Annotated in this window: 18 protein-coding genes; 8 read left to right on the top strand and 10 right to left on the bottom strand. The window is 36.4% G+C overall.

All coding sequences use genetic code 11. The annotated features are described in order from the left end of the window. Positions 1-81: 81 nt before the first annotated feature. The 5 genes from lsrF to RT261_RS17915 form a co-directional block, all read right to left on the bottom strand. Complete coding sequence (gene lsrF / locus RT261_RS17935; RefSeq protein WP_313134474.1) at positions 82-966, bottom strand: 3-hydroxy-5-phosphonooxypentane-2,4-dione thiolase; 885 nt, start codon at positions 964-966, stop codon at positions 82-84. A gap of 361 nt (positions 967-1,327) precedes the next feature. Beyond that, on the bottom strand, positions 1,328-2,458 hold the full coding sequence (locus RT261_RS17930) for a substrate-binding domain-containing protein (RefSeq protein ID WP_313134473.1): 1,131 nt from the start codon (positions 2,456-2,458) through the stop codon (positions 1,328-1,330). A 76-nt stretch (positions 2,459-2,534) separates the two neighbouring features. Then, positions 2,535-3,539, bottom strand: a complete 1,005-nt coding sequence (locus tag RT261_RS17925; protein WP_313134472.1) for an ABC transporter permease — start codon at positions 3,537-3,539, stop codon at positions 2,535-2,537. Further along, entirely contained in the window at positions 3,532-4,545 is a 1,014-nt protein-coding gene (locus tag RT261_RS17920) for an ABC transporter permease (protein ID WP_313134471.1), read from the bottom strand. Before RT261_RS17920 ends, RT261_RS17925 begins: the two co-directional genes overlap by 8 nt. Then, the gene (locus tag RT261_RS17915) at positions 4,529-6,061 is read right to left on the bottom strand and encodes a sugar ABC transporter ATP-binding protein (protein WP_313134470.1); all 1,533 of its coding nucleotides are present in this window, start codon (positions 6,059-6,061) and stop codon (positions 4,529-4,531) included. Before RT261_RS17915 ends, RT261_RS17920 begins: the two co-directional genes overlap by 17 nt. 421 nt (positions 6,062-6,482) lie before the next feature. Between RT261_RS17915 and RT261_RS17910 the strand changes: the two genes are divergently transcribed. From RT261_RS17910 to RT261_RS17900, 3 genes are all read left to right on the top strand, one after another. After that, positions 6,483-7,412, top strand: a complete 930-nt coding sequence (locus RT261_RS17910) for a sugar-binding transcriptional regulator (protein WP_313134469.1) — start codon at positions 6,483-6,485, stop codon at positions 7,410-7,412. 89 nt (positions 7,413-7,501) lie between these two features. After that, positions 7,502-9,070: an autoinducer-2 kinase gene (gene lsrK / locus RT261_RS17905; RefSeq protein WP_313134468.1), complete on the top strand. Its 1,569-nt coding sequence runs from the start codon at positions 7,502-7,504 to the stop codon at positions 9,068-9,070. Positions 9,071-9,156: 86 nt separating this feature from the next. Beyond that, complete coding sequence (locus RT261_RS17900) at positions 9,157-9,495, top strand: cupin domain-containing protein (RefSeq protein WP_313134467.1); 339 nt, start codon at positions 9,157-9,159, stop codon at positions 9,493-9,495. Positions 9,496-9,623: 128 nt separating this feature from the next. Here the strand turns inward: RT261_RS17900 and RT261_RS17895 are convergent, their stop codons facing one another. The 3 genes from RT261_RS17895 to RT261_RS17885 form a co-directional block, all read right to left on the bottom strand. Further along, complete coding sequence (locus RT261_RS17895; RefSeq protein WP_313134466.1) at positions 9,624-11,573, bottom strand: fructose-1,6-bisphosphatase; 1,950 nt, start codon at positions 11,571-11,573, stop codon at positions 9,624-9,626. Between the two features lie 102 nt (positions 11,574-11,675). Next, positions 11,676-12,359 carry an acyltransferase gene (locus tag RT261_RS17890; RefSeq protein ID WP_313134464.1) on the bottom strand — a complete coding sequence of 228 codons (684 nt, stop codon included), beginning with the start codon at positions 12,357-12,359 and terminating at the stop codon, positions 11,676-11,678. A gap of 168 nt (positions 12,360-12,527) precedes the next feature. Then, entirely contained in the window at positions 12,528-14,639 is a 2,112-nt protein-coding gene (locus RT261_RS17885; protein ID WP_313134463.1) for a DNA topoisomerase, read from the bottom strand. A gap of 279 nt (positions 14,640-14,918) precedes the next feature. Between RT261_RS17885 and RT261_RS17880 the strand changes: the two genes are divergently transcribed. The 4 genes from RT261_RS17880 to RT261_RS17865 are packed head-to-tail and all read left to right on the top strand — an operon-like array spanning position 14,919 to position 16,850. Further along, positions 14,919-15,803, top strand: a complete 885-nt coding sequence (locus RT261_RS17880) for a DegV family protein (RefSeq protein WP_313134461.1) — start codon at positions 14,919-14,921, stop codon at positions 15,801-15,803. A 21-nt stretch (positions 15,804-15,824) separates the two neighbouring features. After that, positions 15,825-16,460 carry a lactate utilization protein gene (locus RT261_RS17875; RefSeq protein WP_313134460.1) on the top strand — a complete coding sequence of 212 codons (636 nt, stop codon included), beginning with the start codon at positions 15,825-15,827 and terminating at the stop codon, positions 16,458-16,460. Positions 16,461-16,487: 27 nt separating this feature from the next. Then, positions 16,488-16,667, top strand: coding sequence for a hypothetical protein (locus tag RT261_RS17870; RefSeq protein WP_313134459.1), 180 nt, complete (start codon positions 16,488-16,490; stop codon positions 16,665-16,667). A 21-nt stretch (positions 16,668-16,688) separates the two neighbouring features. Further along, entirely contained in the window at positions 16,689-16,850 is a 162-nt protein-coding gene (locus tag RT261_RS17865; RefSeq protein ID WP_313134458.1) for a hypothetical protein, read from the top strand. 139 nt (positions 16,851-16,989) lie between these two features. Here the strand turns inward: RT261_RS17865 and glyA are convergent, their stop codons facing one another. Further along, positions 16,990-18,228, bottom strand: coding sequence for a serine hydroxymethyltransferase (glyA, locus tag RT261_RS17860; protein ID WP_313134457.1), 1,239 nt, complete (start codon positions 18,226-18,228; stop codon positions 16,990-16,992). 331 nt (positions 18,229-18,559) lie between these two features. Here glyA and adhE point away from each other — a divergent pair, with 331 nt between their 5' ends. Beyond that, positions 18,560-21,184 carry a bifunctional acetaldehyde-CoA/alcohol dehydrogenase gene (gene adhE, locus RT261_RS17855; RefSeq protein WP_313134456.1) on the top strand — a complete coding sequence of 875 codons (2,625 nt, stop codon included), beginning with the start codon at positions 18,560-18,562 and terminating at the stop codon, positions 21,182-21,184. A gap of 415 nt (positions 21,185-21,599) precedes the next feature. Here the strand turns inward: adhE and RT261_RS17850 are convergent, their stop codons facing one another. Next, positions 21,600-21,734, bottom strand: coding sequence for a hypothetical protein (locus RT261_RS17850; protein WP_313134455.1), 135 nt, complete (start codon positions 21,732-21,734; stop codon positions 21,600-21,602). Positions 21,735-22,390 lie beyond the last annotated feature (656 nt).

Genomic DNA, 22,390 nt, shown 5'->3' with positions numbered 1-22,390 from the left:
ATGCTGTAATGTAAAGCACTTTAGAGGCTGTTACATACTTCAACATGTAGCAGCCTCCTATTTGCTTATTTTTTTTATATACTAATTATTCTTTTTCATATCCAGGAAATACTGGTAAGCTTCTTTATCCGTAGCATTTTTATGTACAATCATTCCAACTGCACCGGCCATAGCCGCTGGATCAAGACTTTGGAATATGTTGCGTCCCATATCAATACCGGCAGCACCTTCAGAAATTGCACGATAGCACATAGTTAACGCTTCCTCTTCCGGTAATTTCTTACCTCCTGCAACTACAATAGGAACCGGACAAGCCGCCGTAATTTCTTCAAAATCTTCGCAATAATAGGTTTTAACAATATGTGCACCTAATTCAGGAAGGATACGGGTTGCCAACTTAAAGAAACGGCTGGTACGTTCCATTTGTTTTCCAACTGCAACAACACCCATAGTTGGAATACCATATTGAATACCTGCATCTACTGTTTTACATAGATTATCTAAACTTTCCTTTTCGCCATCTGCACCAACAAAGGTTTGAACAGCCATACAAGCTGCGTTCATACGAACAGCATCTTCAATGCTTACACCAATTACTTCATGACTTAAATCATCTTTTAATATAGAGGAACCGCAGCTTACACGTAAAGCTACTGCCTTTCCGGTACTAGGTGAGATACAGGTACGAAGCGCTCCACGGGTAGCCATTAATACATCTATATGATCAAGAACCGGTGGAATCACCAAATCCAATCTTTCAAGTCCTGCAGTGGATCCCATAAAGTATCCATGATCAAACGCAAGCATAACAGTACGTCCGCTTTCCGGATTGAAGATACTGGATAAACGGGTTTTCATACCCCAATCTACATCTGCCATCCCTTTTACATGAAATCCTCCTTGCTTAGCAAAAGGTTTATTAACATGATAGTCCTTTGCAACCTTTAATCCATCTACATCTGCCATAATATTTTCCTCCTTTAATATAGTTACAAAAAGAATGTATCTTAATGTCTTCATTGTTTTCAATTTCGGTATAACGTTTCATTTAGCCTTTTCTTCTTCACATTTTCATATTGCCTTATAGAACTGTTTACTTTGAGATATTCTAAATATCATTTATTAATTCTTTCTGCTTACTTTAAATTAAATCATTACTAACTTGATGAAACCTTGTGAAAGTATTTCCAATGCCTTAAGCTTAGCCTGTATCCTGTTTCATAAAGCAGGAAGTTTCCAGTACAGCAAAGCGGATTGGAAATACCTTTCACAAAATAGTTACATTAAAATACTTTTATAATAATTAAAATAATACCTTCACTTTTAATTAGAAATCATAATTATCCATGTTATTAATATCAAATACGGTTCTTTCAGGCAGTAACACAACACCGGAATCATCTGCTGCATATGCATCCGGATCTAATACCGTATTAGGCATAACTTCTACTGTACCGATTTCAGGAATATCAATCTTATCCCCAACTTTAAATGTATTACCTGCTGCTAACCAATAAGCAAGATATGTTCCCATAGCACCTTGAATCTGGCAATCCCATAACCCCCATCTTTCAAGAATACCTGCGCGGCAATAGTCTTTCATGGAGTTTGGAGCTGCAAAGCCTGTAATAACAACGTCTTTAGAAGTTAATCCAAGGTTTTGTGCTGCCTGTGCCTGACCTGGTAAAGCGGTTGAGTCATTACAAATGATAGCTGTAATATCCGGATGTGCTGTTAATATGGATTCACCAACAGAAATCGCTTTTTCAGCATCTTGTTCGCTGTAATAATTGTTCGGTGCCACATTGGTCCAGTTAGGATATTTTTCTTTAATATAAGCTTCGCCTGCTACCTGCCATGAATTCTGGTCAGCAACGGTAGCCTGTGAATAATGCCAGGCATATGTAATTCCTTCTGCATTCGGATCTTCCATTCCTTCAGCTGCCATATCAACTAACATCTGTCCTAATTGTTCCGGAGTTCCCTGAGAAACCATTAAAGAACGTGCATCACCGCTAACGTCTGAATCCCAGGTAACAACTGCAAGTCCTGCCTCTTTTGCTTTCTTCATAGCTGCATCCAATCCTGTTGCATCAACGGAGGATACACATACACCATTTGATCCCTGAGAAATTGCGTTGTTAATAATCGCTACCTGATTCGCTACGGAAGCTTCTGGATTACCGTCATATTTAACAGAATATCCACCCACTTTTTTCGCATATTCCTGTGCACCAACATTTGCAGATTCAAAGAATGCATTTCCTGATAATTTTGGAACAAATGTAACTGAAATATCACCTGATTTTGTTTCTTCGCCTGCACTTGATTTTGTGTCTGCCTTTGTTTCCTGTGAACTTGTTTCCTTTCCGGCATCCGGTCCTTTTTTACCACATGCACTTAATAAAGTTGCAGCCATAGCCGCACAGATTAAAACACTTATTAATCTTTTTTTCATCCCTTTTCCTCCTCAAATAACATGATATAGTTTTTATTATTATAAAAATATAATAATCATTTTAAATGGCATTCCATTATGCCCTTTTTAGTAATTTACCTACTTTTCTCATTAGGCCATGATTACAGGAAATAGTCCGGGCAGCAACTGCCACTACTAACAGTAAGCCAATGGGGATGTCCAAATATTGTGTAGGTAATCCTGCCATAACTAAACCAAATCTCATAATACCAATTACGATAGCCGCTAAGGCGGTTCCTATAACTCCTCCTTTTCCTCCTAAATTAGAGGTTCCGCCAAGAACAACAGCTGTTATAATTGGAAGAGTTAATTCTTTACCTAAATCAGCCCTTGCTGATCCAAGATAACTTGTTAATACTATACCTGCTGCTGATGCACTCATACCTGATAAAATATAGGTACTCATAATAATCAGCTTTGTTTTAATACCGGAATATATGGCTGCATTTCTATTAATTCCGCATAAGAATACATATCTGCCATACTTTGTTTTATGTAAAAGAATGTAACTAAATACAATTAATACGATAAAGATAATAACCTGATTGGGTATTCCAAGTACATTTCCGGAAGCTAATTTAATAAAAGAACTTGGAAATCCGCTTATTCCTTCAAAAGCGCTTGAAGAAGATAAGTTTACTACTGCCAATGCCAATCCTGAGTACAAAAACTGCCCGCCCAATGTAACAACCATGGCCTGCACCCCGGTAAAAGCTACGAAAAATCCGCTTATTGCTCCGCAAAGTCCTCCTAACAGGATTGCAACAAATACTGCTGCCCATATATTTAATCCGGCATCCTGCCACAATACCCCAAGGGTAATAGAGGTTAATCCAACAATAGAGCCGGCTTGAATATCCATTCCCCCTGTAATCAGTACAAAGGTAACAAATAAAGATATAACGCATATGGATATAAAGTCGTTAATACTTCCAAGTAAAACTTTTGCCTGCAAAAACTTTGGATTCAGCAAACCAAATATTATTATTTCCGTGAGCAGTATTAAAACCAGAGCACTCTCCCAACGGAACAATTTATTCTTCCATACTTTTTTATTCATTGCTTCCACCTCCCACTTCTTCTAAAGTTCTTGCTGATAGTCGTTTCCTTCGGGCCTTTTCAGCTAAGCGTCTCTGAATTAAGGAGTCTGCAACCACAATAACAATAAGTAATATGCCTGTAATTGTGTTATCATAGTCTGATGAAAATTGTAAAAATACTAATACACGGCTGATAGAGGACATAATAACAGAACCTATTGCTGCACCGATTACCGTTCCCACTCCTCCGGTTAAACTAATACCGCCTAACACACATGCCGCAATTGCTTTCATTTCATACCCGTTTCCCGCTGTAGGTGTTACAAAACCAACACGGCTCACATACATAAGACCCGCCAAAGCGGCAAATATTCCACTTGCTATGTAAGCAGCTACTTTGGTTCCCTCAACGGGAATTCCAATTAAAGTTGCACCTGACATATTATCTCCAACTGCTGCGAAATATTTTCCTCTTTTGGTCTTAGAAAGTATCAAATGTACAACAGCGGTTAAAACTACGGTTCCTAATAGAAAATAAGTTAACGTTCCCATAAAGTTGGCCTGGGATAATGATTTAAAAGCAAAAGGAACATTTTCCACCCATTTTCCATCGGTATATACATATATAGACCCTCTGACTACACCATTTACACCCAAAGTCATTATAATAGAAGGAACTTTAAACACCGTAACTCCTATTCCATTTATGACACCTATTACTACTCCCACTGCTATTGCTGCAGCAATTGCCACACCCCATGATCTTCCATCTCTTAAGAAAGTAGCGGATACGGCAGCTGATAATCCTAACGTTGCACCAATGGAAACATCAATTTCACCGCTAAGTATTACAAATGCAATCCCAACCGCCATAAGAATGTAAACAACACTGCCGTTAAAAGTTAAGAAAAGATTCTTCATCTGTAAAAATGCCGGATTCATTGCTCCTACTATTAAAAACATTGCAACTAGAAATGCGAGTGAGGAAATCTCTCTGGCTTTAAAAATCCTATTCACCAATTTCATAATCTTCACCCTCCTCGTATACTCCAAATGAAGCAGCTGTCAGATTATCCAATGTAATCTTTTTCTTGTTAAATCTATAATTAATTCTTCCCTGATACATAGTAACCACCCGGTCACTTAGTTCGACTATTTCTTCAAAATCAGAGGAAATCAATAAAACTGCTACTCCCTGTTTCTTTAATTGATTAATAATTGCATATACATCACATCTTGCGCCAGCATCAATACCTCTTGTAGGTTCATCCAGTATTACAATCTTTGGAGATGTGGAAAGTACCCTTGCTATAACTGCTTTTTGCTGGTTACCGCCGGATAGAGAACCCATAATTTGATCCTGACCGGTTACTTTAATTCTAAAATCTTTGATATATTGATCTGCCAATTTCTTTTCCCCATGTGTATTAAGGAAGAACTTGCTGCTGTTTCTAAGATAGGCAGATGATATATTAATTCCCACTTCTCCGGTTTTAAATATTCCATTCAGATATCTGTCCTCCGGAACATAATTTAATCCTTTATCCAGCACTCGCCTTGTAGAAAGACTTGTTATATCTTCCCCATCTAGAAGTACCTTTCCCGATTTTACTTCGTCCATTCCAAAGACGGTGGTGGCAAATTCGGTTCTGCCTGCACCTACTACGCCGGCTACTCCTAGAATTTCACCGGGGTATACTTCTAAGTCTATATTCCTGAATCCATATCCACTTAGACCTTTTACCTCTAATACCGGTTTTAGTTTTGCATATTCTATCTCATCTTCTGATTTTTCCGTATTTTTGATTTTAGCCTCAGAAGGGAGTAAGCCTTTTATTAAATCCTCTTTGGTAAAGTTAATAACCGGACCCTTTAGGGTAATCATTCCATCTCGCATAATAGCAACATGAGTGGCTATTTCAAAAACTTCCGTAAGCCGGTGGGTTATGTAAAAGATACATATTCCCTTTTTCTTTAAATCTTCTATAAGATGGAATAAAGATTTTATTTCATTAAAGGTTAAAGATGAGGTAGGTTCATCTAAGATAAGGATATTTGCATTTCTTAACAATCCTCTTACTATTTCAACCAACTGCTGTTCTGCAATGGATAATGTGTTGGCTTTTCTGTCCAGCCTGATTTCCCAGCCAAGCTGATTCATAATATCTACAATTTTTTTATGTAATTCTTTCTTTTTATCAGTAAAGCCTATGGCAATATTTTCTTCTACTGACATATTTGGAAATAACATCGGTTCCTGAGGTACTAGATAAATGCCATGAGCTAAAGCAACAGAGGGCTTTGACATATTTACTTTTTCACCATCCAAGTAAATAGTACCTGCATCCGGTTGATAAATTCCCATAATAATCTTCATCAACGTGCTTTTTCCTGCTCCATTTCCACCAATTAAGGCTATTACTTCTCCTGAATGAACATCTAAATCAATTCCTTTTAATACGGAATTGGAAGAAAAGCATTTACAAATACCCCGAATTGATATCATCGCATTGCTAATAGGTGGTTCCCCAATTGTTCCCATTTTGCCTCCTCCTATCTACTTGCTAAACAATTTATACACTTTTATCGTTACATTTGTTTTGATGTGTATATTTTGTTTACTATTACGTCTCAATAATAATCCATTTTAAATCCATTGTCAATATATAATATTACATTTTTGATTAATAATTTTGAAATTTCATTGCAGTTTATTGTGATTATTAATAAATATCCAACTTTCTTCTTATTATATGTTATACATAATAAATAACATATTTTCCAGGCATATGAACTTATATTGTAATTTTGTTTCTTTTAACTCTTAAGTTTATTATTGACTTTTTATTTGGATACTGCTATACTATATCCATAAGTTATCAAATGTTTCATATCAAAACTTTTGTTAACAACAATTTGTTTCTATTTGTTTTTATCACCAACTAAGCAGCGGGAGAATCTATATGGATAAAATGGAAAAAGAATTCGAAGAAATATTAATGGCCAAGGTCGCTTGGTATTATTACATGGAAGATATGACCCAGCAAAATATTGCAGAACATCTGGGCATGTCACGTATGAGGGTTATTAAGCTCTTAGAAAAAGCTAGAAAAACCGGTATTGTTCAATTTCAGATACGTTCCAATCAAAATAAGAAACTAGATTTAGAACGGGAATTAGTACAGAAATTTAATTTAAAAGATACATATATTGTACCTACAAATCCAAATAAAGAAGAAATCAATGAAACCATAGCAAAAGGTGCTGCTATGTATATAGGTAATCGAATAACTGATAACAGTTTTATTAACTTCGGTTATGGCGATACCCCGTCAAGAACTTTAAATCATTTAGCCTCCAATGTAGATTGCGCTGTATCCTATGTTTCCTTAACAGGAGGAGTTCACTACTATTTACCAAATGCACAATCTAGTATATTCAGTGCCAAACTATATTTAATGCCCTCCCCTTTGATTGCATCCTCCCAGGAAATGGCTGAAGCCATCAAGAACGAAGCTTCCATACAGGAAATTTCAAACATGACCAAACTGGCAAGTATGACAATCGTAGGTATTGGCGCAATGAATGATAATGCTACAATTATTAAATCCGGCATCCTAAGTCCAAATGATTTTCTTTTATTGGGCATGAAGGGCGCTGTAGGTGACATACTTTCTCATTTCATAGATAAAGATGGAAACCTGATAGAAAATGAATACGAATCCCGGCTGATCAGTACTTCCTTACCTACTATAAGGGAACTTGATAATGTAATTGGTGTTGCGGCTGGGGAAAATAAAATAACCGCAATCCGAGCCGCTTTAAAGGGCGGGTATATCGATGTACTTATTACAGATGAAGATACTGCCCGTAACTTAGTAGAACAAAATTAACATCTTGGGGAAAACAAATTAGAGTATGATTCATGAAATGAATTAAAATCTGATAAATATAATGTTAATCATGTTAGGAGGTATATTTAATGGGTGGTAGCAAATATTTAATGGCCATTGATGCCGGTACAGGAAGTGTCAGGGCTGTAATATTTGATACAGATGGTAATCAAATAGCTGTATCCGCAAGAGAATGGGAACACAAAGAGGATTCCCGTTTTCCTGGTTCTATGGATTTTGATTGGGTTTACAATTGGAAGCTGGCTTCTTCCTGTATTAAAGAGGTAATTGCACAATGTGCCATTCATCCAAAGGACATTGCAGCCATTTCCACTACTTGTATGAGAGAAGGTATTGTTTTATATGACAAGGAGGGAAATGAAATATGGGCATGCGCCAATGTGGATGCCCGTTCTAATGATGAAGTGATTGAATTAATCAACAAATCCTCTACTTTAGAACAGGAAATCTATAAAGTATCCGGCCAGACATTTGCACTTGGTGCTCTTCCCCGTATCCTTTGGGTCAAGAATAAAATGCCTGAGATTTATGAAAGAACTGCTGTGGTAACCATGTTCAATGATTGGCTGATATATAAACTGACAGGAGTTTTATCAACAGAACCCAGTAATGGCTGCACAACTGGTATTTTTGATTTGAAAAGCAGAATGTGGGATACTTCCATTGCAGAAAAATGTGGTTTGCGAACAGATATTTTCCCTAAGGTTTACGAAAGCAGCTCCATTGTAGCTTATGTAACTAAAGAGGCTGCTGCTGAAACCGGATTAACGGAAGGGATTCCTGTAGTTGCCGGCGGCGGAGATGCACAACTTGGCAGTATTGGAGTGGGTGTTGTGGCACCAAACCAGGCTGCTGTTTTCGGCGGAAGCTTCTGGCAATACGAATTTAACACTAATAATGTAAAAACCGATGACAAATGCCGTGTACGTGTTAATTGCCATGCCATACCGAAGCTTTGGCAATATGAAGCCTTAGCCTTTTATCCGGGGTTGATTATGCGTTGGTACCGTGATGGCTTCTGTCAGCTGGAAAAACAAAAATCAGAAGAAACAGGAAAAGATACTTATGAATTTATGAATGAAGAAGCAGAAAAGATTCCTGCCGGTTCTTATGGTATGTTATGTACATTCTCAGATGTTATGAATTACATATGCTGGAAGCATGCAGCACCTGCTTTCACAAACTTTCAAATTAATCCCGAAAAGTTTAACCGCTATACTTTTTACCGTGCAATTATGGAAAATGCCGCAATGGTAACAAAAGGCAACATGGATTTAGTATCTCAGCTTACCGGTATAAAGCCATCTGAAATCATCTTTGCCTCTGGTGCTTCCAAAAGTTCCTTATGGTGCCAGATAGTGGCTGATGTTTTAGGACTGCCGGTTCATGTTCCAAAAGTAAAAGAAGCAACTGCCCTTGGAGCTGCTATATTAGCAGGTATCGGTGTTGGAATTTATGAAGATGTGGAATCCGCGGCTAAGAAAATCGTTAAGATTGAAAATACATATTATCCAAATCAGGAAAATCACACAATTTACAACAATTTATATACAAACTGGAGAGAAATATATTCAGCGCAGTTATCTCTTAGTGATAAAAAGCTAACGAAGCATATGTGGAATGCTCCCGGAGTATAACATAGCAAAATTATAGTTCAGATTACTGATTAAAAATAACTTTCAGGAATTCTAGTTGTAGGTAACTAATTGAAGGAGGAGAATAAATGTTTATTATTGATGAAAAAGATAGGGAATATCGCTTTGGTGACAGCGGGCCAAAATATTTGATGAAAGGGCCCCGTTCGAATTTTGCAGTTGTGCAATTCCAAGCCGGTCAGGACTTTAAAGCACATTATCACAATGTGATGGAGGAAAACTTCTTTATATTAGAAGGAGAAGTTGATATCTTCGTTGATGGTATAAAGCATACGGTAAAAAAAGGACAATTAATTCATATCGAGCCCAATGAGGTTCATTATGTAGTTAATAATTCCAATTCTGTTGTTAAAATGATATCTACTCTTGCACCCTATATGGATGCAGATAAAGTAGAAGTTGATTGACCTTCCATAAAAAACCTTATTAAAAGGGCCTGCGGCCTATTAAATTATTCTCTTCACATATAATAATTTAATAGGCCGCAGGCCCTTTTACTCTCACTGAAACTATGTACCAAATATCGGTATCTTAATTAATTCTTTTCCTTAATGGTTCCGTCTTTATATGCTTTTAATAATTCTTCCAGACTTTCAATCTTTTCTGCAATCTTCTTTCCCACATCAGTTTTTGCCACCGTAACCCTCTCATTCATTATCTCTACAGACATGATCTTAGGAGTGTTGTCTCGAACAATTCCATTTTGATCATTTTGAAAAGGTTTATGTTCTGCTAAACTCAGCTGTTTCGAATTATATATTAAAGTATATCCTGCAATTCCTGTTTTAGGCTGATAAGCTTTGGATATTCCACCGTCAATAAAGAATAATTTTCCATTTGCTTTTACAGGCTTTTCACCTTTTATGATTTTAACCGGTACATGACCATTAATAATATGCCCTGATTTGGAATCCATTCCAAATTCTTCTAATATCATATTGCATACATCTTCATCCAAACTAACCCTGTAATAGGGATCTAAATTTTCTTCCGAAGGCTCTTTTTCTCCAATGAAATAATTTTCAAAAGCTGCCATTTTACTTTTTCCAAACAAAGGTGATTTCGGCCCACACCACAGATACCACATAAAGTCAGTTGCTTCTTCCTTATCCGGTGCATTTCTAGGCAGATTATAAGCATTGTAAGCTAACTGGGTTATATGGTCTAAATACTCTTTTCCTTTATAGAATTTATCACCAATTTTAACCCGTGCAAATGTTCCATTGTTTTGCATGGGTATGCAGCCGTGATAAAGGAGGTTATTATTAATACACTTATAAATACCTCCGTTGGAATAGAGGAACTTAATATGTTTCTCTAACAATCTGCTGCGGGAAAAAGAAGCGGCAAGGGTATGAATTAAAACTCCCTCTTCATCTGTTAAGCTTAAAGGGTCTTCAGGAGATATAGTAGGAAAGTTCTTATCTATTAATTCATAGGTAATGCCATTTATATCAATCGTTCCTTTTTCGTAATTAATTCTTTCCAGTATATTTCTATCGTCCATTCCGTATTCCGGATGCTTCTTTATCAATCGGCCTTCCAATTTAAATTGGATAATTGTTATGGCTTTATGCATTTTTGCCGCCAGTTGAACATCTACATAATCATATTTATTTTCGTCCAGAATATGAGGTAAGAATCTTTCACAGGGATCCTCTTTGTAGGTTTCCAATGCAAAAATAGAAAGTGCTCGTAAATTAATGCCATAGCCATCTTCTAATAAATCAAAGGTATTGTAGCTGACTCCCATCCGAATTACATTAGCCATACAGGCTAAATTCCCTGATGCCGCTCCCATCCAGGATATATCATGATTTCCCCATTCAATATCCACATCATGAAAGTTGATTAATTCATTCATAATAATGTCAGGTCTTGGACCTCTGTCGTATACATCCCCTATAATATGTAAGCTGTCGATACTAAGGTGCTGTATCAGAACACATATTTTACATATGAACTTTTCAGCCATGCCGGCATCAATAATAGAATGTATGATTTTACTGTAATAGCTTTTTTTATTAATGTCCAGATGGTCACCGTGTAATAATTCATCAATGATATAGGCAAAATCCGCCGGCATCTTTTTTCTTACTTTTGACCTGGTATATTTTCTGGATACCTCCTTACAGACTTGTACCAGGCGGTACATGGTAACTTTACACCAGTCTTCAAAATTATCAATTTGGCACTTGATATTCTCAAGTTCTTCCTCAGGATAGTAAATTAATGTAGCTAGTTGGCTGCATTCTTCATCAGATATGGAATTCTCAAATATGTTATCAATCTTTGCTCTTATCATACCGGAGGCACTTTTAAGCAAATGTAAAAAAGGTTCGTATTCTCCGTGAAGGTCACTAAAGAAATATTCTGTCCCCTTTGGCAAGCACTGAATTGCCTTTAGGTTGATTATCTCACTGGCCGCTGAGCCAATGGTGGGATACTCAACGGACAGCAGCTCCAGATATTTTTGATCAAACATACAATACTCCCATCTTTACGCCTTGCGTATTTAATAACATTTTCGCTTTTTTACTTTCATTTCGTCAGCTTTTATGTAAATTTATTACTATCTTTGTTCTTACTACCCAAGGAAGTTTTCATGTAAAGAGATAATCTCTCCCTGCTTTTTATATATACTTTTCTCAGGTACAAAGCCTCTTACCATGGATAAAGGATATACATGCGCACCTTTTCCTACTACGGTACCCGGATTCAACACACTATTACAGCCTACTTCTACATTGTCTCCAAGCATAGCTCCCATTTTCTTTAACCCTGTTTTTAACTTTTCGCCTTTATAATTTATAGTTACCAATGTTTTATCCGATTTAACATTAGATGTAATGGAGCCCGCCCCCATATGTGCTTTGTATCCTAAGATGGAATCTCCAACATAATTATAATGGGGTACCTGTACTTTATTAAATAGAATTACATTCTTTAGTTCTGTGGAATTGCCTACAACCGCTCCTTCACCTACAATGGCATTACCTCGTATAAATGCACAATGACGTACCTCTGCATCTTTTCCGATAATGGCAGGTCCGTTAATATAAGCAGTTGGCGCTACCTTGGCTGTTTTTGCAATCCATATATTCTCCCCAGCTTTATCATATTCTTCCTCAGAGAGCTGATTGCCAAGAGCTATTATAAATTCTCCGATCTTTGATAATACCTCCCAGGGATAAGTAACTCCATTAAATATATCTCTTGCTATTGTTTGGGTGGTATCATACATATTACTAATTTGCATATCTTTATACATAGTTTTTCCTTCCTGCACTGATTATAATTATATAATATTCATAAGTTTTTATGCTGTCAACAAAATATAAGGCGGTACTTGAATGAATTTTTCCGCTACAAACCCCTCAAATGCAGAAGATGCAACTTTACATATCTTATGTTTCAATAAGTCATTTACATATTATTTTTATTTATAATTCTTCGCTGTTTCATTAAAGTATTGTAATAATACTCTTTGATTATTTAATCCTTTCACTCCATTCGTCATTCGACTTACGAAGCCTTCCAGTTTCTCCATGTATTCTTCTTTGGTGATGCTGCCTTCCGAAACATAAGTAAGGCCCTTTTCCCAGCTTGCTGTTAATTCTGCATTCAACAAAGACTTAATAGAGCAGTTCACCACATCATAAATCATTTCCCCTAACTGGGCAGGCGTTACTATCTGGGTCTTCTTATTCAGATTCAAATAATCAATCTTAATTAATTTATTCAGGATCTCAGCACGTGTTGCACTGGTGCCAATGCCGCTTCCCTTAATTTGTGCACGTAATTCTTCATCTTCAATAAGCTGACCTGCATTCTCCATAGCCAGTATTAAAGAACCTGAATTATAACGTTTTGGCGGAGCAGTTTCCCCTTCCTTTATAGTCATGGCTTTAAGAGGTAATAACATACCTTTTTTCAGTCCTTTCATCACTTCAAAGAAACCGGTGTCAAAACTTTCTTCCTCTTCTTCTCCCTGATTATCTTTATTATCTGTATTCTCCTTAGAGGTCTTTTGATTGGCATCAGTAGAAGGGTTCTTTTTAAAGGAATGATTTATCACTTTCAAGTATCCTTCGTCCACCAATACTTTAAAGGAGGAGAAAAAGCATTCACTTTTTATTTTTGTAGTTAAACTAATCTTTTGATAAACTGCCGGGGGATAGAATATACTTAAAAATCTGCGTACGATAGTTTCATAAACTTTACCACTTGTTGCTGATAAAGTATTTAAATTATTAAGTCCCTGTCCGGTAGGTATAATAGCATAATGGTCTGTTATTTGCTTATCATTTACATATCTGGTCTTTGCAATGTTTTTATAGCTGCCTTTTTCAAGAATCTCAGCAGCATATTCTTTCCCATGAATATATCCCCGCAATCCTCCGATATTTTTATGTATTTCCTTACTTACTGCGGTGGATAATACCCTTGCGTCTGTTCTTGGGTAAGTTACCAGCTTCTTTTCGTAAAGCTCCTGAGTAATTTTTAAGGTTTCATCCGGACTGATCTTAAATAATTTAGAACATTCATTTTGAAGTTCGGCAAGGTTATAAAGCAAAGGAGGATTCTTATTCTCCTTCTTCTTTTCTATGCTGACAATTTCTGCTTGAAGCAGTTCTTCTTCTGGAATTGTGTCTGTTAAACTGGTTTTTCCATTTTCATTTTGCTCTATTAGATTCGGTTCCCTATCAATCAGCTGCCTGATTAATTCTTCTGCATCCTTACGCTCTTTGAACCCATTTTCCTTGTATAATAAAGGTGAATTAAAGTATTTTGATCCTTCTATAGCTCTGAATTCACCATCAAAAGTTCTTCCGGAGGCATCTAAAGTACTTAGAACCCTATAAAAAGGTGTTTTAACAAATGCCCGTATTTCCCGTTCTCTTCTAACTACCATCCCCAGAACACACGTCATAACCCGGCCTACAGAGACAGCAGAGCGTTTACCGTTTCCTAAATAATTATTAATGTTATAACCGTATTTTAAAGTCAGTATACGGGAGAAATTAATTCCCATCAGGTAATCTTCTTTTGCCCGTAAATAAGCAGCATCGGATAAATTATCATAAGCATCTAAAGGCTTTGCTTCTCTGATTCCTCTTAGAATCTCTTCCTCTGTTTGAGAGTCAATCCATACACGCCTTTTATCTTTATCCGCAGGTACCCCTGCCATCTGATCCACCAATCGATAGATATATTCTCCTTCTCTTCCTGAGTCAGTGCACACATAAATACGGTCTATATCAGTACGGTTTAATAAGGTTTTCACTACATTAAATTGTTTGCTTACATTGGGAATCACTTCGTAGCGAAAGGTTTTTGGCAGAAAAGGCAGGGTTTCCACTGTCCACTTTTTTAAAGCAGGATCATAACTTTCCGGATAGCTCATAGTTACAAGATGGCCTACACACCAGGTTACAATAGAGGTGTCTGATTCCATATATCCATTCTGCTTCTTAAAGTTATCCTTAAGTGCCTTGGCAAATTCCTGTGCTACACTGGGTTTTTCCGAGATGTATAAACTTTTAGACATGTATCTTATCCAACTTTCTCTTAACTTTCATTTTAAATCTCTAATAATTTACTCTCTCTATCATAGCATAATTGTTAAGTTTTTAAAAGTGCAAACAATTTTGCCCATTTGCCCATTTGCTCATTTGTAAAATATTTGCCCATTTATAAAAATAGTGATATGTATTTGTGAACAATGGGAGATTAAAAGACAGTACGTGATTATAAGTTATATTTTACTGTACTTTTTCCGCTAAATTGTATATAATTATTGTAAATATAATACGATAAGGAGTTCAGTATGAGTGAATTCGAATTATTTAGCGACTCATCTTGCGATGTACCCCAAGAAATAATTAATGAACAAAAGATTACCTTAATTCCCTTTTATGTCACCTTTGATCAGGAAAATTATTTTAAAGAAAATACAGAAATAAGTAATGAAAAATTTTATAATATATTAACCTCACAGAATGTGTTTCCAAAAACTTCATTGCCATCCGTTCATGATTATATCAATCATTTTGAACCGGTCATTCAAAGAGGTCATGATGTACTGTGCCTTTGTCTGACTCAAAAATTCAGCGGTTCTTATCAATCTGCTGTAAATGCAAAGTCAATTTTAGAAGAAAAATATCCGGAAGCCAAAATTCATATACTGGACTCCATTCAGGCGACTGCCGGTCAGGGAATTGTATTACTTCAACTAGCATATATGCAAAATGCCGGTTACTCCATTGAGGATACCGTAAAGCGTTTTCATGAAATAAAAGATACTTCAAGAATTATGTTTACTGTTGATACCTTAGAATATCTGGCCAAAGGCGGGCGGATAGGCAAAGTAGCTTCTCTTGCCGGGACCCTGTTAAACATAAAACCAATGATTCAGTTACATGACGGCGAATTAATACCATACTCCAATATAAGAGGACGTAAAAAAGCACTTCAAAAAATATTGTTCATGACAGAAGAGTATTTTAAAGAGACAGGCGAAACATATGAGGATTATGATTTTTGCCTTGCCAATGCCACAACAGTAGAAGATACCCGTTATGTACAAGAGCTATTGGAAGAATTAATTGGCCGCAAAGTTACGTACCCTGTCTTTCAAATTGGGGTGACCATTGGAACAAATACCGGTCCTGGTGCTGTAGGAGTATGTTTTGTTAAAAAATATAATGCCTAAAAAATATTAGGAGGAGTGTTCATGTTACCGAAGAAACAAAACTATGAGAACTTAGCTGACAGTCTTATAGAAAAATTTAATCTGCGTGGTATAGAAGGTTACTTTTGTGAAAACAAAGAAGAAGCACTTACGATGGCAAAACGATTTTTAACGCCTGGCTGTTCTGTTTCCTGGGGAGGTTCTGAAACCTTACGAGAAATAGGACTTCTGCAGGAGTTAGAAGCTTCTGATTACATACTATACGATAGGTCTTCTGCAAAAACTCAAGAAGAAAGAGATGCTATGTATGGCAAAATAGTAACTTGTGATTACTTCTTTATGAGTTCTAATGCCATTACTTTAGATGGCCAGCTGATTAATATTGATGGTACCGGTAACCGGGTTGCCTGCCTTATTACAGGACCTCAAAATGTAATCCTAGTTGCAGGTATGAATAAAATAGTAACTGATGTAAACACTGGTATTGAACGTGTTAGAAACATGGCAACTCCGCCAAATGCTATACGATTGAATAAACATACACCATGTGCAGAACTGGGTCGATGTGCCAACTGCCTGACGGAAGACTGTCTGTGTTGCCAGATTGTAATTACAAGAAAATCCCGAATTCCGGGAAGAATCAAAGTAATTCTGGTTGGTGAAGAACTTGGATATTAATAAATAATTTGCTCAAGGAGGATTCTTATGTGTAAGATGTGTAAGGGAAAAAACAACGCTCTTGTAGAAAAATCAGGTTCATCTCTTAATATTGATGTAACCAAAATTGTAAAATATGTTTGCATTGCAGGTGTGATGATTGTAGCCATCATATTTGGAACAAGGTGCTATTTAAAAATGATAAACAAAGACAAGGAACTTGACTAATAAATTATACCTTTCAGGAAATTGGACCTTCAAAAGTGTGGAATATCTGTATTAATCCCTGCTTTCGAAGGTCATTTTTCATTTGTTTGTTTCATTAAAGACGGTATGGGGTACCGTGTAGACTTTTTAGCAAAGGAAGCCACAGAATTCCCCTTTGAGTTTGATATTGTTATTACAGAATAATTCAGGAATAGCAACCTTGCTAAATCCTTGGGAACATACTTCATAGTCTATAGTTTTATATTATATGAAATACGGTAAACTGGGCCGTCGTATTATTAAATAATAATACGACGGCCCAGTTTAAACTAAACACCCTTTATTAATATAAGGGATATTTGTCAGTTAATATCTTAACTAATTCCATTGCTTTTGCTTTATTAGCTTCCACATCTTTGATTAGCAGTGCAATTGCCTCTGCAATTACATCCATATCCTCTGTATTCATTCCTCTTGTTGTAACAGCAGGTGTTCCAAGTCTGATACCGCTTGTTACATTAGGAGATGCAGGATCATTTGGAATGGTGTTTTTATTACATGTAATTTTGGCAGCATCCAATAATTTTTCTGCATCTTTTCCGGTAACCCCTTTATTTGTCAGGTCTACTAACATAAGGTGGTTATCTGTACCACCGGATACGATCTTAAATCCTCTATCCATTAAACCTTTGCACAAAGCCTGTGCATTGTCAATAATCCTACCTGCATAGTCTTTAAAGCTTGGATCCAATGCTTCTTTAAAACAAACTGCTTTTGCTGCAATTACATGCATTAATGGTCCACCTTGAATTCCAGGGAAAATAGATTTATTCAGCTTATGTTCTGTAGCAAATTCTTCACTGGATAGAATCATACCGCCTCTTGGTCCTCTTAATGTTTTATGTGTTGTAGTGGTTACCACATGAGCATATGGTATTGGACTTTCATGATAGCCTGCTGCAACCAACCCTGCAATATGTGCCATATCTACCATAAGAAAAGCACCTACTTCATCCGCCACTTCTCTAAATTTCTTAAAGTCAATCTTTCTTCCGTAGGCACTGGCACCTGCAATAATCATCTTAGGCTTACATTCATGAGCGATTCTTCTTAATTCATCATAATCTATAAATCCTTCATCATTTACACCATAAGGAACGATATTATAATATGTTCCTGACATATTTACCGGGCTGCCATGGGTTAAATGTCCTCCATGAGCCAAATTCATGCCCAGTACTGTTTCACCCGGTTTTACTAACGCAAAATAAACTGCCATATTAGCTTGGGCGCCAGAATGGGGCTGTACATTTGCATAAGTACATCCGAATAATTTCTTAGCACGTTCAATCGCTAAATTTTCAGCGATATCTACATATTCACATCCGCCGTAATATCTTTTTCCCGGATATCCTTCTGCATATTTATTCGTTAAAGGACTTCCCATAGCTGCCATAACTGCCTTGCTTACAAAGTTCTCAGATGCAATTAATTCGATATGGTCATTCTGTCTTCCTATTTCCTTTTTCATCGCTTCCGCAAGCTCGGGATCATAAGCTTTAATATCTTCAAACGAGTACATTTCTCTACCTCCACTGACTTTTTGTTGTATTATAGCATATAAAATTGAATATTAAAAGTTATATTTCCACAGTATGCTTAATAAGCATTCCTAATATATAAATATGCACTATACATAATATATAAACCAATTATTATTTTCCAAAAATTGTTTCATTAATATGATTAGAAATTATATAATTCAGAATTATTTATTGGTATTTTTATTTTTTCTTTCGTAATAATATCAACATGATTAAAAAAATAACTCTTTACAAGTATAATTTTATCTGCTATATTTTTAACTGAACCAATTGTTAAATTTTTAACAAACAAACTAGGAGGTTACTAATATGACAAAAAATACACAGCCTACACCCCAGGAACATGTTGACAATTTAGTAAAGAATGCCCTTATAGCATTAGATGAGCTTTTATTATTAGATCAGGAACAAATTGATAACATCGTCCATGAAATGGCCCTTGCGGGATTGGCAAAACAACAAGAACTTGCAAAAATGGCAATAGAAGAAACCAAGAGAGGTATTTACGAGGATAAAATAACTAAAAATATATTTGCTACAGAATATGTATGGCATTCCATAAAACATCAGAAAACTGTAGGAATCATTGAAGATATCGAAGAAGAAGATTATATGACCGTTGCTGAACCTGTTGGCGTGGTAGCTGGTGTAACACCGGTAACAAATCCTACTTCCACAACTATGTTCAAATGCCTTTCCAGTTTAAAAGGCAGAAACCCTATTATCTTTGGTTTTCATCCAGGAGCTCAAAAGTGTTCCACAGCAGCTGCAAAAACCTTATTAGATGCTGCCATAAAAGCAGGTGCACCAAAGAATTGTATCCAATGGGTGGAATATCCATCCTTAGAAGCTACTCAGGCATTAATGCTGCATCCTAAAGTATCTATGATATTAGCTACCGGAGGAGCTGGTATGGTTAAACAAGCTTATTCCGCCGGAAAACCTGCCCTTGGCGTAGGTCCGGGTAATGTACCTTGCTTTATAGAAAAAACTGCTAATCTAAAACGCTCAGTAACAGATTTAGTTTTATCAAAATCATTTGATAATGGTATGATATGTGCTTCTGAACAGGCTGTTATTATAGAAGCTTCTGTTTATGCGGAAGTAGTAGGTTTAATGAAGAAAGCAGGATGCTATTTTGCTACCAAAGATGAGATCAAACTTTTGGAACCGGTAGTCATTAATCCTGAAACCGGTAATGTTAATCCTGCAATTGTAGGAAAATCTCCAGCTGCAATTGCTGCTATGGCTGGAATAAAAATTCCTTCCGAAATAAAAGTACTGTGTACTGAATTAGAGGGAGTTGGTCCGGAATATCCACTGTCTAAAGAAAAATTATCACCTGTTCTTGCTGTATTAAAGGCAGAAAATGTAGAGAAGGGCTTCCAATATTGTGAAAAAATGATTGAACTTGGCGGACTTGGCCATTCTTCCGTTATTCACTCCAATAATAATGATGTTATCAACGAATTCTCTTCAAGAATGAAAACCGGACGAATCATCGTGAATTCTCCTTCTACTCATGGAGCAATCGGTGATCTGTACAATACCAACGTTCCTTCTCTTACTCTTGGCTGTGGTACCTATGGCGGTAACTCCACCACTCATAACGTATCCGCCAGAGATTTAGTAAATTACAAACGAGTAGCTAAGAGGAGAGTTAATATGCAATGGTTTAAGATTCCATCCAAAATATATTTTGAATCTGGTTCCGTCTCCTATTTAGCTAAGATGCCAGAAATATCAAAAGCATTTATTGTTACCGATCCATCCATGACAGAATTAGGTTATGTTAACAAGATATTATATCAATTAAGAAAACGTACTGATTATGTACATTGTGAAATATTTGACCAGGTTGAACCGGACCCTAGCTTGGAAACCATCTTAAAAGGTGTGGATTCCATGAAAAAATTTAATCCTGATGTAATTATTGCTCTGGGCGGTGGTTCTGCAATTGATGCAGCAAAGGGAATGTGGCTGTTTTATGAACACCCGGAAGCAGATTTTAAAAATATGTCTCTAAAATTCTTAGATATACGTAAGAGAGCATATAAATTCCCTTCCTTAGGAAATAAAACTAAATTTGTAGCAATCCCTACCACATCCGGTACAGGTTCCGAGGTAACCTCCTTTGCAGTTATCTCTGATAAAGTTGAAAATAAGAAATATCCTCTGGCAGATTATGAATTAACTCCAGATGTAGCAATTATTGACCCTGATTTTGTAATGACGGTTCCAAAGAAATCCACTGCCTGGACTGGTATGGACGTACTAACTCATGCTATAGAAGCATATGTTTCTGTACTTGCATCCGATTATACTGATGCTCTTGCTATACACGCAATTGATATGGTATTCCAGTACTTAAAAGCCTCCTACGATCAAGGTGCAGCTAACCCTCTTGCTAGGGAAAAGATGCATAATGCTTCTACTATGGCAGGTATGGCTTTTACCAACGCTTTTCTTGGAATCAACCATTCACTTGCTCACAAACTAGGCGGAGAATATCACATTCCTCATGGTTGCGCAAATGCGATCCTGCTTCCTCATGTAGTCCGCTATAACGGCGAAGGATGCCCAACCAAATTTAACTCTTTCCCTAAATATGAAAGTTATATCGTAGGCGATAAAATATTCGTATTAATGAAGAAGCTTGGATTTGCTCCAAAAGATAATAATGACGCAGTCGAAATGTTAGCTCAAAAAGTTGAAGAGCTGAATAAATATCTCGGAATCCCTGCAACTTTAAAAGAATATGGCCTGGACGAAACCGACTTCCTAAACAAATTACCAGCTCTTGCCGATCTTGCTTTTGGTGATCAATGTACCACTGCTAATCCAAGACTACCTTTAGTTTCTGAGCTGGAAGACCTTTATCGAGTTGCCTACTACGGTAAAGGCAAAGTACCAAAAAAATCAGACGTTAAATAAAATTTGTTGCAGTAGGACGTTTTGCGTGGAGGGGTGTAGAGAACTCAGAAAGAGTTACCGGGGCTTTCATAATGACTTAATTTATGTTTTGTAAGGATAACGTGGTGTATAGGATAAATTTTGCTACCTTTCCCTCGTGCGGCATGGCCTTCTCGGTCGGATGACGCCAAATTTATCCTATACACCACGTTATCCTGATTTACTTTATCGAAAGTCATTACGAAAACCCCAGTAACACTTTCTGAGTTCAATTTACGTTGTCTGGCAAAGCTGTTTTACTAAATTTATTTAATAAATTAGCAGATAACTTAGAAATACAAGTAAAATACACTCAATCTGTTATGCCAACAGTGGACTTGTGTCAATAACGTAGACACAAAAAGTTTAACATCCTATGCAGCAGCTTCAAGTACTCCTAAACGGCTATGCAGAATAATACCTTTTGTATCTTCACATTTATGCAGGCATTTTCTACTGCTTTAGCAGCTAATTCAGCTGTCATTGAAGTTTCATATGCATAGCTAATAATCTTTTTACTATAGAGATCCATTACTGAAGCAAGACAAGTCCATCCGTCTTTTATGAATATAAGTAATGTCTGTACACCACTTTTTGTTAATACTAGATGCTTGAAAATCTCTATTTAAGATGTTATCTTTTTCTACTATACTCGATTTAGAAGAATGTGGTCGAAATTTTTTTACTACAATTGAGCGAAGCCCCATTGATGACATGTAACGCTGAACTCTTTTAAGACGAACCTTCTTACCGGTTTCTTTAAGATTTTTGGAGTGCCATATCAGGATTTACTTTCCGTATAAAATTTACGGATTTCTTCCTTCTCAGATACCTTAACTGAAGATAATTCTTTTATCCTTTATAAATCGTTACACCATACTCGCCACTGAGATAGCTTACTGAGCTACCTGATTGATAAAGATCAACTATCTGTTGTTTTAATTCTTCTGAATAACGGTTACCATTCTTGGACATTGTTTAACACACAATACATTGATGTCAATAGTAATGACGGACTAGACTGAGAATTTAAGAAATATTTTTTCTATCACAAAATACTATAAATCTTATAAAAAATCTACCTATTTCAATACACAGCTTTGCCCTTCATAAACTAAATTGACCATAGAGAGTAGGGGATATTGTATATTGCTAGTGACTTTGAGAAATTCGCTAATGGTTCTTATA

The organism is Anaerocolumna sp., assembly GCF_032079385.1.
Lineage (GTDB): Bacteria > Bacillota > Clostridia > Lachnospirales > Lachnospiraceae > Anaerocolumna.
This window is presented reverse-complemented; position numbering and strand designations above follow the sequence as displayed.